We start from the raw sequence: 12,889 nt of genomic DNA, 5'->3' as shown, positions 1-12,889 counted from the left end.
CAGCTGGAGGCGATGAAGGACGTAGGAGCCTGCGAAAAGTCTAGGGGAGCTGGCACACAAGCTTTGATCCTAGAATGTCCGAATGGGGAAACCCACCTGTTTACAGGTATCCATAACTGAATACATAGGTTATGGAGGCGAACCCGGGGAACTGAAACATCTAAGTACCCGGAGGAAAAGAAATCAACCGAGATTCCCTGAGTAGCGGCGAGCGAAAGGGGATTAGCCCTTAAGCTCTTTATGTTTTAGTGGAAGGTTCTGGAAAGTACCGCGATACAGGGTGATAGCCCCGTACACGAAAAGGCATTTAGAGTGAAATCGAGTAGGTCGGGACACGTGTTATCTTGACTGAATATGGGGGGACCATCCTCCAAGGCTAAATACTCCCAGCTGACCGATAGTGAACCAGTACCGTGAGGGAAAGGCGAAAAGAACCCCGGAGAGGGGAGTGAAATAGAACCTGAAACCGTATACGTACAAGCAGTAGGAGCCCTTCGGGGTGACTGCGTACCTTTTGTATAATGGGTCAGCGACTTATTGTCTGTAGCAAGGTTAACCGCTTAGGGGAGCCGTAGAGAAATCGAGTCTTAATAGGGCGTTTAGTTGCAGGCAATAGACCCGAAACCCGGCGATCTATCCATGGGCAGGTTGAAGGTTGAGTAACATCAACTGGAGGACCGAACCCACTAATGTTGAAAAATTAGGGGATGACCTGTGGATCGGAGTGAAAGGCTAATCAAGCCGGGAGATAGCTGGTTCTCCTCGAAAGCTATTTAGGTAGCGCCTCGCGTCTCACCCTCGGGGGTAGAGCACTGTTTGGGCTAGGGGGTCATCCCGACTTACCAACCCCATGCAAACTCCGAATACCGAGGAGTGCAATCGCGGGAGACACACGGCGGGTGCTAACGTCCGTCGTGGAAAGGGAAACAACCCAGACCGCCAGCTAAGGTCCCAAATACCAGTTAAGTGGGAAACGATGTGGGAAGGCCCAGACAGCTAGGAGGTTGGCTTAGAAGCAGCCATCCTTTAAAGAAAGCGTAATAGCTCACTAGTCGAGTCGGCCTGCGCGGAAGATATACCGGGGCTAAAACTGGTAACCGAAGCTGCGGATGCTCTTAGGAGCATGGTAGAGGAGCGTTGTGTAAGCCGTTGAAGGTGGATCGGGAGGTCTGCTGGAGGTATCACAAGTGCGAATGCTGACATGAGTAACGACAAGGGAGGTGAAAAACCTCCCCGCCGGAAGACCAAGGGTTCCTGTCCAACGCTAATCGGGACAGGGTTAGTCGACCCCTAAGGCGAGGGCGAAAGCCGTAGTCGATGGGAAACAGGTTAATATTCCTGTACTCGCTATTGCTGCGACGGAGTGACGGAGAAGGCTAGGCCAGCATGGCGATTGGTTGTCCATGTTTAAGGTTGTAGGCTGGGGACTTAGGCAAATCCGGGTCCCTAAGGCTGAGAACTGATGACGAAGCCCACTTGTGGGTGAAGTGGTTGATGCCCTGCTTCCAGGAAAAACTTCTAAGCTTCAGGCAATAGTGAATCGTACTCTAAACCGACACAGGTGGTCAGGTAGAGAATACCAAGGCGCTTGAGAGAACTCTGGTGAAGGAACTAGGCAAAATGGTACCGTAACTTCGGGAGAAGGTACGCCGGTTTTGGTGATGGGACTTGCTCCCTAAGCTGAGGCCGGTCGAAGTGACCAGGTGGCTGCGACTGTTTATTAAAAACATAGCACTCTGCAAACTCGTAAGAGGACGTATAGGGTGTGACGCCTGCCCGGTGCCGGAAGGTTAATTGATGGGGTTAGCTTCGGCGAAGCTCTTGATCGAAGCCCCGGTAAACGGCGGCCGTAACTATAACGGTCCTAAGGTAGCGAAATTCCTTGTCGGGTAAGTTCCGACCTGCACGAATGGCGTAACGATGGCCACGCTGTCTCCACCAGAGACTCAGTGAAATTGAAATCGCTGTTAAGATGCAGTGTACCCGCGGCTAGACGGAAAGACCCCGTGAACCTTTACTACAGCTTTGCACTGAACTTTGAGCCTATTTGTGTAGGATAGGTGGGAGGCTTTGAAGCAGCGACGCTAGTTGTTGTGGAGCCGTCCTTGAAATACCACCCTGGTATGTTTGAGGTTCTAACTCTGGTCCGTTATCCGGATCGAGGACAGTGTATGGTGGGTAGTTTGACTGGGGCGGTCTCCTCCCAAAGAGTAACGGAGGAGTACGAAGGTGCACTCAGCATGGTCGGAAATCATGCAATGAGCATAATGGTATAAGTGCGCTTGACTGCGAGACAGACATGTCGAGCAGGTACGAAAGTAGGTCATAGTGATCCGGTGGTTCTGTATGGAAGGGCCATCGCTCAACGGATAAAAGGTACTCCGGGGATAACAGGCTGATACCGCCCAAGAGTTCACATCGACGGCGGTGTTTGGCACCTCGATGTCGGCTCATCACATCCTGGGGCTGAAGCCGGTCCCAAGGGTATGGCTGTTCGCCATTTAAAGTGGTACGCGAGCTGGGTTTAGAACGTCGTGAGACAGTTCGGTCCCTATCTGCCGTGGGCGTTGGAAATTTGAGAAGAGTTGCTCCTAGTACGAGAGGACCGGAGTGAACGAACCTCTGGTGTTCGGGTTGTCACGCCAGTGGCATTGCCCGGTAGCTATGTTCGGACGGGATAACCGCTGAAAGCATCTAAGCGGGAAGCCTCCTTCAAGATTAGATTTCCCTGACTCCTTGAGAGTCCTAAAGGGCCGTGGAAGACTACCACGTTGATAGGCTGGGTGTGGAAGCGTTGTGAGGCGTTGAGCTAACCAGTACTAATTGCCCGTGCGGCTTGACCATACAACAGAGATGGTTACTAACGACTAGCTAAGCTAGCGGATTGTGGAATGAAAGACACACAATGATCGCTTGCGGTGTATTACTACAGATTGTTTTACCGACTTATTTGGGGTTATCGCCGGTCAACAGACCGAGGCAAACAGCGATAACACGGCAGGCCAAGCAGATTGCTTATAAGACCAATGCCAACCCAAGCCAGTTTGCCTGACGACAATAGAGTTGTGGAACCACCTGATCCCTTGCCGAACTCAGAAGTGAAACGCAGCATCGCCGATGGTAGTGTGGGGCTTCCCCATGTGAGAGTAGGTCATCGTCAGGCTTCTAATCCGAAAAGGGCCACCCAACAGGGTGGCCCTTTTTTTATGTGTAAAAATATTTACAGAAAAAGATAAGATGGGTTGAAGAAAATTGAGTTCTTAATTTGCTTGGTCAATCTTCTGGTTCAAGCTAGCAATACTTCAAATTAAAACTTAACCCCAGTATTGATCATCAATCTGATCTTGATTTTATTTTCCATGACAATAACAAAGGGTTCGACTGCTAAGCAGGCGGGCTTTTTTTATGGATGAAAGAAATATCAGCGAATCGCGATTGGGAATTAAAAATAAAAAAGGGAGATTAAAAGCTTCCGCCAAATTTATCCTCTCAATAATGTTGCTGGATAATCAATGAAGCTTTCTTTGTCCTTTGTTTATGCTGAAGTAATAACTTGAGCTTGGTGTTCTTATAAGAAATTATTTGATCTAAATCTCATCCTGGCCTCATTTTTGTGAGACAGTCGTACAACATAGGCATAAAGAACTTGATTTTAATATAGCGATTCAGGATAGTCGCCCGTTGCCTTTTCTTGTGGGTTGAAGGGTTTTTATCTGCTCTTATACGCAACACGATAGAGGCACGTTAAGGCTTCTCACTTGTACGAGTGGTCGATGATAGTTAAAGACGTATTCAGCCGTGTCGGGGAAGACTATACATACCCAGTTTGGGCAGTGATGGCTGTTGCTGCCATTGGGCGCTAAAGATATTGAAGGATAGTTAGATGCACATTCTTACGCTGTACCAATCAATTTCGCGATGGTTTCTATTGCTGACCATTGCAGTTTCACTAGCCGCCTGTGGTGGTGGTAGTGGCGGTAGCGATGACGGGGCTTCTTCCCCGGATCCAACTTCACCAGAAACAGATCCCTCTTATAGCATTACTGTAGAGCTACGTGACTTAGATACGGATGAGTTGATTGAAAACCCCAATCCAGAAGAGCCGGTAAGTATCCATGTGACGGTTAAGAGTGACAATAGTGGTCTTGTTGTCTCTGAGAACGTAACTGTTACAACAACCTTGGGTGAGTTGAGCCCTAAAAGTGGCATAGTCAAGACAAATGACAGTGGTGTCGCTACTCTGGAACTGAGTGTTGAAGGACAGGAAATCGGCAGTGTTGGTGAGATTGTTGTTGCCTACGATAGTGTTAGTACAGATCAGGCACCCTACTCGCCACTAAGATTTAGTATCGAAGAACCTTCTCTACAGCTTGGCTACCTGGATAATAGCCAGCAGTTTGTGTCGGGTGAATTGGAGATTCTTGCTCAGAACCTATCTTCTAAGGGCACAACGCCAGTTAGCGTCTATTTACAGGGTCCTGATGGCAACCTTTACTCCAAAAGGATGCAAGTAGAATTTTCCAGTAATTGCAGTTTGAGCCAACCAGCCGTTGCTACTCTTGATTCTCCGGTTACTACGACAGAGGGTAAGGCAACTTCTACATATACTGCAGAGGGCTGCGAAGGTCAGGATAGCATCACTGCAACGTTAGTAGCTTACCCAAGTATATCTGCCAGCGGCCAGCTTACTGTAATGCCTCCAGAGGTAGGCTCCATTGAGTTTGTGAGTGCTGAACCTGAGATAATCAATATCCAAGGTTCTGGAGGCAAGGAAACATCAGAAGTACGTTTTCAGGTCTTCAGCAAAGATGGCTTGCCAATGAGCGGGGTGGAAGTTAACTTCACTTTGGAAGAGGGAGAGGGAAACGTCAACCTTGCTAGTAGTTCCGGAACGACCGATGCTGAGGGCGAAGTAATTGCTTTGGTTTCTGCTGGAAGGGTAGCGTTGCCGGTTCGGGTTAAAGCTACAATTACTGATAGCAACGGGAACACTTCTTATACTTTTTCTAGTGATTTAGTAGTCTCAGCAGGCATTCTTGATAAAGACTCGTTTTCTTTATCTGCTAGCGTCCTTAGAGTGAATGGTGATGACTATGATGGTGTCACTTCCGAGATCACTATTAGGGTTGGCGACGATAACAATACGACTCCTGATGGTACCGCTATTTCTTTTAAAACTGAGTATGGGCGCATTGCCGGCTACTGTACTACTGTCGATGGGAATTGCTCAGTGGATTGGAATAGCCAGAACCCCCGAGCACCTCTGGATTATAAATTCCTTGGTGACGATGGTGTGATGCATTCTCTTCGGACTATTTTTAACACGACCTGTCCGGTTACTGGGCTAATGGGCGGCTACCCATGTCCACAGCCATTGGGACAACCTTATGGCGGCCGCTCTACTATCCTCGCTTATGCGCTGGGACAGGAAAGTTATACCGACGCGAATAGTAATGGGCAATATGATACCGGAGAAACGTTTGTAGATTTACCGGAAGCGTTTTTAGATCACAATGAAGATGGAGCCTTTGGGAACTCGAGGAGTATTGGTAGTTGCTATCCCAATTGCCCAGAAGAGGCCGGTGATGAAGAGCTGTTTATCCCACTGAATGACAACGGAAAGTACGATAGTGGCAATGGTATTTATAACGGCCTTAGCTGCTCTGAGGCAGCTGAAGCGGATGGTACTTGCTCTAAAGAACTTGTTCATGTAAGTGAGGAGCTCGTAATTCTTGTGGCAGGGAGTGAACCCTACGGAATATTTAGAACCTTAGATGGTAATTATACTTCCAGTCCTGAAGTTGAAGTTGGTTTAGGGGGCGCGACTTACCTTTATTTTTATCTTTCTGACCTTTACAACGGGCTCTTGCCTGAGGGTACTACCGTGAAGACTTACTCAGAAAAATGTGAGGTTAGTCACGGCTCTAGTGAGATTGAGTTTGGCCCGGAACTGGTTGCATTTACTATCGTCGCCCCCAGTGACGCTGAGTTAGGTTCTGAGTACGTGAAAGTTGAGGTTAATGTTCCTGCTCCAGGCGGTGATTCGGATAGCGGTGTTACTAAGACTTGGCAGTTTAAGTGTACTGTTAATTAGTTTAATCTGATCAGGTAAGAATCTAGATTCTTAAGCTGATTTTGACAATTACCGGGCCACATAAGTGGCCCGGTTTCATTAATGATTAGTGAATCTCAGGCTTGTGTAGATCACAGTTTTATTCTTTGTAGTGAAACTCTTTTGCTGTGTGGATAATAATCGGAGCAACTTGGTTTCTCTAGGGATTGCTATATTTAAGTAAAAGTGTAATCGCTACTTGCAACTAAGTTTGTGAAGCTTTTATAAATTAAAAGTAAGTGCTCAGATAGACTTTACAAGCTCACTCAAATGATCGGTTAACTTATCATTCTCAGAATAATATACAGGGCAGGCAACCACTGGAACTGTGTGGGCTGCCAAGGCCTTTTTAACAATTTGCTTGACTCTGGAAGTCGACATGACAATGGCGCTTGAGTTCCAGATCTATTTTCCATCTAAAAAGCCCATAGCTACTGCCAACAAAAATTAACATAATAATGGGAATGCTTTCACTAATTGCAGTTTCAACTTCTTGAAAATTCATCATAAAGCTGCTATCGCCCATCACTGCTAGTACTCTGCATTTAGGGTGGACCAGGTTGATATCAGTAGCATCAGGTAGGGCATAGGACATAATGGCAAGCCTATTAGGAATTAGGAGGGGTGTTGGGCTTGTAGGCTAGGTAGGCGTGCCATCCACATTTTCACTGCGCAGGTGTCTGAAAGCACAATATCATCTATTTGTATCGCTTCTTGAAAGTCTGCGACCACCCTTTGGGATTTCATTGGGCAGGTATTGGAGGCTTTGCCATTGTTAATTTATCTGAAAAGAAGTTTTTGTATTTTTTAATCTTCACTGACCAGGCTTGGCTTTTTCAGGCGTGCTCAACTTTTGTAAAAAAAAGATTTTGGCTTCTATATCACGGTTAAGGCAAATGTTGGCATCAACCTCTGCTGGGAAATTATGATTATAGATAATTTTTTTTCTGCATTTAGGAGTATGGGGGATGGAGGCGTCTCATTCAGTTCATAGCCAACACAGATAACAACATCGACACAATCAAAACCAAAATTGGCATAGTCGTAAACCATAACACCCAGAGAGTTTGGATGCTCCTCTGGCATTGTGCTCTTTCCATGAAATGTGCTGACGAAAACCATATTTAGAGCCTCGGAGAATTGAATCTAAGTATCTTAGGTGTTTGCGATTGGAGGGGTGGGATTTAGCTTGGTGTTAACAAGCAGGGACCACTTATTTTGGGGTGCCGCCATATCTAAAATGTCTTCGGGAACACACAAGATAATAGGCTCTTGGCTAATCTTCCTGATAGCTTTTGAAAGCTGCACGTACCAGCTCGGAAGTGAATTCTGGATTTATAATCATTTTTGATGAGTTGGTGATGAGCTCAAGCATCTTTACTAGAGCAATATATTGAGACGTTTCTTTATAAAGCCCCTCGATACCAGCTTTAGCACTGATGGGAACGAGAGGCGTGCTATCCGCTTACGTATCGGCGATTTCCACTGGCATATTAGTAGCTTCTGGTCCAAGTGTTCCATAGCAGACACCGGGGTTCCCAGTTGCCAGGCCATACATAACTGTCATAAATAAATTTGCAAGCTGGAATCTGGCCAGATTTTCAATAAATGTCGATCAGTTTGTAGATGTTATCTGAAGACGCTGACAGTGATGGCGTTTAACTTTACAGTCCTATTAGGTGCCGCGCCCTAAAGAAATTGTTGATGGATAAATGAATAAACATCTCAGTTTTAGGGTGATTTTGGCGCTTATTTTGTAATTATTAGGTCGTGGGCTAGGAGCTTGTTAGGATCGACATGGGAAATGGGGAATTATAGTGAAAAAAGTTAAATTACGATTCCGAATGATTTTACTAATGAGTTTTGCATTTGTTTTTTCTTCATGTGGAAAAGACGAAAGAAAGGCTGCGCTAAATGCTAAACTAGATGTCGACTCTGAAGTGGTGGCGCGTATTGGTCGTAATAATATTACATTGCAGGATTTGGATAATGATTTACAGCTGGTTTTTTATGATATTGCAGAGCAAAAATATAATTTGCGTTTGGCTAGACTGAATGCCTTGGTGAATGGAAAAGCTAATTTTAGCTCAAAGAGGGATGATATAGAGATTTATCTGAAGTTGCCCGAGCCGCCACGAATTCAATTGCCCGAGAGTTCTAAATTTATTAGGGGTAATCAGGATGCTCCAGTCACCTTGGAGATGTATTGTTCTTACCAGTCTCCACATTGCAAAACGATACAGCCTGTAATACGCCGTCTACTAGAGGTTTATAAGGGTTGGGTTCGTCAAGCGCACTTTGATTTTCCGCTTAAATTTCATCGTGAAGGAATTCAAGCTGCATCTGCAGCGCGTTGTGCGGCGGTGCAGAATAAATTTTGGGAGTATCACGATGCCTTGTATGTTCTAACTCCTGAGTTTGATAGTGATACTTACCTTCAGTTGGCTAAACAATTGCAATTAGATATTCATCTTTTCGAAGATTGCTTATCCAGTGATAGCCCAAAAGATTCCGTAGTGGGGTCCCGGGATGGTGCACTAGATCTTGGTCTTAAAAATGTACCGGTCATTTTTATTAATGGGTTGTATCTGAAAGGGGTGCGTAACTTTGAGCAGTATGCTTTTTGGGTAGATAAAGAACTGCAATCTATGGGGATAAAATCAAAAGAAAAGTATAGATGGAAGGATAGCGAAACGATTGATGATAGAAATCTACCGGTTACCAGATTGCCACTAATGTTACTGGGGGTTAGCGAATCAACTGTAGAAGGTAAGTCGAAAGCTTTGATTGCAGTAAAGGAGGCTACTGCGGAGTATTTCAGTGCAGGGCAAAAAATTTCAGACAATATTTTATTGTTGCGCATCCACTCTAATTTCGCAGTGATAGAGAGTAGAGGCGGACTGGAAAAGTTACCCTTAAAGGGGAAAGAGGGCGCTGAGGTTTTACTCACCTACACACATGGGCAAAGTGAGGAGTTAAAACGACGTATAGAGCAGCCACTGGGCCCTGGAACCCGCAAGTTGATAGCCTCTTCTGGTGTGCTGACTCTAGGACAGGCTTGGTTAAGTCGTCACTTGGAGCAGCGACAGGCTTTGGAGGCTAAGTTTACCGAGGCCGAATTGGAAGTTGAGGGACACCATTTGATGCGACTTGAAGGTGTCGCAGATAATGAGTTCTTCACTGCCTTGGGCTTTCAAGAAAATGATGTATTACTGAGAGTGAATGATAGTTGGGTACATAGCGGTCAAAATAAATTGTGGGATGCGCTTTCTAGTGGCCGGCTTATTGATGTGGTCTTTATGAGAAAGGGACTACCACAACGTATACAGTATGTAGTTGAAGAGCTTAGCTACTTTGAGAAAAATTCAAATACAGAAAGAGAATAGTTTAGGCTGTGAGATAAACTTGGGCTCTCATGAAAGCTCTAGTCAGAGAGCCCAATGTTCACCGATTAGGGAAGTTATTTACTTATCGGGATTACCCTGCCAAAAGATATCGGCAACGATATTTTGGCCTTGTACACTGGGATGGAAACAGTCTCCACCACCCACATCGTCCTTTCCAAACTGGAAAGTCCCAGCATTTACCTCATCTTCACCAGTATATTCCGCTATAACCTCAACACCATTAACACCATTGTAACTTTCGGCTTCTTCGGCAAGAATCTCGTTATAACGCCGCTGGGCTGCAGTAATCGCATTATAGCGGGTGGTGAAGTCCTCTCCGTTCATGATACCGCCGTTGGTTGCAATTCGGCAGATACCAAATGTTGACCAAACGTTTTCACAGTCTACTCGGGAGTTTTCCGCCTGCTTTTCCAGGCCTGCTCCACGAAGATCCTGTACCCTAGGTACAGATCCGAGCAGAATGGTGGAGCCATTGGGAAGGCCGTCGACGAGTTTATCCAAGCCGGCTTGAACAGCTGAGCGCCATTCATTGTCGGTATATAGTGGGTTATTACAGTTGGCTGGATCGGCACAATCTCGGTTGCAGATGTCATTCCCGCCAAGAACGATTTCAACATGATCTGCCACATTGGTTTGAGCCAAAATGCGATCGGCCTGCACTGCAAAATTCTTATTACCTCCACGCATCTCGGCACCGGATTCAGCCGCTTTTTTATTTGCAGCGATATTGGGTGAAATAATTTTATATCTATCGTAAATACTTTCTACAGAATTATTGTCACCATCAAACCAAGAGTGTTCCGGTTGATCTCCACCCAGGAGGCAAAATAGGTCCCAAAAATACTTATTGCGTGTACAGTCTGCACCGAATGCCATGGTAATGCTGTCTCCTGCAGCGACAGATTTTGACGGGGCTGCCATCACTGATGGCAGCGACATAACACTTAAAAAAAAGACTGCTATAACTCCGTATCTTTTCCACATTGTGATTTCTCCCACACCGACTCTCGTCGTAGATAGTTATTGTTTTAAAGCTATATCGGTGAACCTGAGGAGTTTAGGTTGGTGGGTGAGAGGTGCTACTGCGAATGCGCTAGACTAGCTGGTCAGATTTTAATAAGTTGAAGCATGTTGAAATTCTGTCGTCGAGAACATTAAGTGATTTTGGTTTCACTTCAAATGATGGTTGTTGTCAGACCTAGATACGGCTCTTTGATAGACCACCTATTCATATTCGATGGCTTCCTCTATACTGCGCATTACTTGTCGGAGTGCCTGTGGGCTGAGATCGCTGTTGCGAGATCCGTTGAACCTGATCGGGGTAACCCCCGCGTAGGGAACAAGATCTGAAGTCGCCTGTTTTTTTACAGTTTGGCGTCTTTTCTCTTTGTAAGTGCCCTGGATGCTGCGACCTTTAAATTCCCAAGTTTTAAGGTTACGCATGTCTGAGATCATTGAACAATCCGGTAAAGCCGGAAAGCCCTCCCGCGCTGCCAGTCGCGATTCCGCTAAAGAATTTCTTGAGAATCTCACGGTTCAGTCTTTTCCCAATTCGCGCAAGGTGTTTTTGCCTGGTGAAACCCCTGGTATCCAGGTTGGCGCTCGCCAGATTTGTCTTGGGGATAGTGTGGTAGGTGGAGATGCCGATAATCCTATTCTAGAGCCCAACGCGCCTCTCACCGTATACGATACCTCCGGGCCATATTCAGAGCCCAATTTTAAAGTCGATGTACGCCAAGGTCTGCCCAAGCTACGCAAAGGCTGGATAGAGGCACGAGGAGATACTGAACAGCTGGACTCCCGCCAGGCGGCCTATAGTCAGCAGCGTATGGCGGCTCAGGGACTGGATCACATTCGCTTCGAAAAGCTTCCCAGTCCGCGCCGAGCCAAGCAGGGAAGTAACGTATCGCAAATGCACTATGCCCGCCGTGGCGTTATCACGCCGGAGATGGAGTTTGTCGCAGTCCGCGAAAATATGGGACGCGTAAAGTTAGCGGCGGAGATGAGTGAGAGTGAATACCAAAAAGCACGTGATGGTATTTACATCCCCGAGCAAATCACGCCGGAATTTGTTCGTAGGGAAGTTGCAGAAGGACGCGCAATTATCCCAGCGAATATCAATCACCCGGAAGTGGAGCCGATGATTATCGGGCGCAACTTTCTGTGTAAGGTGAATGCAAATATCGGCAATTCCGCTGTGACTTCTTCCATTGAAGAGGAAGTGGAAAAACTGGTTTGGTCTACCAAGTGGGGGGCAGATACGGTGATGGATCTGTCTACCGGAGCCAATATCCACGAAACTCGCGAGTGGATTCTGCGCAACTCACCAGTCCCCATTGGTACCGTACCCATTTACCAAGCATTGGAAAAAGTAAATGGAATTGCCGAAGACCTCAACTGGGATGTTTTCCGAGATACCTTGATTGAGCAAGCGGAACAGGGAGTGGATTATTTCACTATTCATGCCGGCGTGCTCTTGCGCTATGTACCACTCACAGCCAAAAGAATGACCGGGATAGTGTCTCGTGGTGGTTCCATCATGGCGAAGTGGTGTCTCGCTCATCACAAGGAGAATTTCCTCTATACCCACTTTGAGGAAATCTGCGAGATTATGAAAGCTTATGATGTGAGCTTTAGTCTTGGTGATGGCCTGCGTCCGGGCTCCATCGCTGATGCCAATGATGAAGCTCAGTTCGGTGAGCTGCATACGCTTGGTGAATTAACCGAAGTTGCCTGGAAGCACGATATACAGACCATGATTGAAGGCCCTGGCCATGTGGCTATCCATAAGATCAAAGAAAATATGGATGAGCAGTTGAAGCACTGCCACGGTGCCCCCTTCTATACTCTTGGCCCATTAACGACAGATATTGCTCCGGGTTACGACCACATCACTTCCGGCATAGGTGCAGCACTTATTGGCACTTATGGTTGCGCCATGCTCTGCTATGTGACACCGAAAGAGCACCTGGGCCTACCCAATAAAGAGGATGTTAAAGAGGGTCTGATGGCCTATAAGATTGCGGCCCATGCCGCAGACCTGGCCAAGGGGCATCCATGGGCACAGAAGCGCGATGACGCACTGTCAAAAGCCCGCTTTGAATTTCGTTGGGAAGACCAATTCAATCTTGGTCTGGACCCGGAGCGCGCGCGCTCTTATCACGATGAAACCCTGCCGAAGGAATCCGGCAAGGTAGCGCATTTCTGCTCCATGTGTGGGCCTAAATTCTGTTCTATGAAGATTACTCAGGACGTGCGTGATTACGCAGCCAAACAGGAGGCGGAACGCGGGATGGAAGAGATGGCAGTTAAATTTAAGGATATGGGCAGCGAGATTTATCACAAGGGCTGATCGGGTGTTGGGGGAGGG

The 12,889-nt window shown here is 46.6% G+C and carries 6 protein-coding genes, 2 rRNA genes and 1 riboswitch (1 of these 9 cut by a window edge); of the genes, 5 read left to right on the top strand and 3 right to left on the bottom strand.

Features of this window, described 5'->3' with window-relative positions:
- From ACJJIB_RS16420 to ACJJIB_RS16410, 3 genes are all read left to right on the top strand, one after another.
- A 23S ribosomal RNA gene (locus ACJJIB_RS16420) occupies nucleotides 1-2,844 on the top strand; it begins 36 nt to the left of the window's first position.
- A 203-nt stretch (nucleotides 2,845-3,047) separates the two neighbouring features.
- Nucleotides 3,048-3,163: ribosomal RNA gene (gene rrf, locus ACJJIB_RS16415) — 5S ribosomal RNA — on the top strand.
- Between the two features lie 720 nt (nucleotides 3,164-3,883).
- Nucleotides 3,884-6,094 (top strand): hypothetical protein, encoded by a 2,211-nt coding sequence (locus tag ACJJIB_RS16410; protein ID WP_444886864.1) that lies wholly within the window; start codon nucleotides 3,884-3,886, stop codon nucleotides 6,092-6,094.
- A 367-nt stretch (nucleotides 6,095-6,461) separates the two neighbouring features.
- On the opposite strand, the gene ACJJIB_RS16405 is transcribed toward ACJJIB_RS16410, so the two are convergent.
- Together ACJJIB_RS16405 and ACJJIB_RS16400 are read right to left on the bottom strand one after the other, a co-directional pair.
- Nucleotides 6,462-6,707 carry a thiamine pyrophosphate-dependent enzyme gene (locus ACJJIB_RS16405; RefSeq protein ID WP_444886863.1) on the bottom strand — a complete coding sequence of 82 codons (246 nt, stop codon included), beginning with the start codon at nucleotides 6,705-6,707 and terminating at the stop codon, nucleotides 6,462-6,464.
- A 281-nt stretch (nucleotides 6,708-6,988) separates the two neighbouring features.
- Nucleotides 6,989-7,198 (bottom strand): hypothetical protein, encoded by a 210-nt coding sequence (locus ACJJIB_RS16400; RefSeq protein ID WP_444886862.1) that lies wholly within the window; start codon nucleotides 7,196-7,198, stop codon nucleotides 6,989-6,991.
- 731 nt (nucleotides 7,199-7,929) lie between these two features.
- Between ACJJIB_RS16400 and ACJJIB_RS16395 the strand changes: the two genes are divergently transcribed.
- The gene (locus tag ACJJIB_RS16395; protein ID WP_444886861.1) at nucleotides 7,930-9,498 is read left to right on the top strand and encodes a thioredoxin domain-containing protein; all 1,569 of its coding nucleotides are present in this window, start codon (nucleotides 7,930-7,932) and stop codon (nucleotides 9,496-9,498) included.
- A 78-nt stretch (nucleotides 9,499-9,576) separates the two neighbouring features.
- Here the strand turns inward: ACJJIB_RS16395 and ACJJIB_RS16390 are convergent, their stop codons facing one another.
- Entirely contained in the window at nucleotides 9,577-10,503 is a 927-nt protein-coding gene (locus ACJJIB_RS16390; RefSeq protein WP_444884140.1) for an SGNH/GDSL hydrolase family protein, read from the bottom strand.
- Between the two features lie 273 nt (nucleotides 10,504-10,776).
- Nucleotides 10,777-10,875, top strand: a riboswitch (TPP riboswitch).
- An 85-nt stretch (nucleotides 10,876-10,960) separates the two neighbouring features.
- Here ACJJIB_RS16390 and thiC point away from each other — a divergent pair.
- Nucleotides 10,961-12,871: a phosphomethylpyrimidine synthase ThiC gene (gene thiC, locus ACJJIB_RS16385; RefSeq protein WP_444886860.1), complete on the top strand. Its 1,911-nt coding sequence runs from the start codon at nucleotides 10,961-10,963 to the stop codon at nucleotides 12,869-12,871.
- Nucleotides 12,872-12,889: the final 18 nt, after the last annotated feature.

Source organism: Microbulbifer mixtoriginis (SeqCode) (genome assembly GCF_052467705.1).
Note: the sequence above shows the minus strand (reverse complement) of the source record. Positions and strands in the feature narration are given on the sequence as shown.

Coding starts and splice junctions, on each gene's coding strand:
- ACJJIB_RS16410 (WP_444886864.1), top strand. CDS start 3,884: ATGCACATTCTTACGCTGTACCAATCAATTTCGCGATGGTTTCTATTG.
- ACJJIB_RS16400 (WP_444886862.1), bottom strand. CDS start 7,198: ATGCCAGAGGAGCATCCAAACTCTCTGGGTGTTATGGTTTACGACTAT.
- ACJJIB_RS16405 (WP_444886863.1), bottom strand. CDS start 6,707: ATGTCCTATGCCCTACCTGATGCTACTGATATCAACCTGGTCCACCCT.
- thiC (WP_444886860.1), top strand. CDS start 10,961: ATGTCTGAGATCATTGAACAATCCGGTAAAGCCGGAAAGCCCTCCCGC.
- ACJJIB_RS16390 (WP_444884140.1), bottom strand. CDS start 10,503: ATGTGGAAAAGATACGGAGTTATAGCAGTCTTTTTTTTAAGTGTTATG.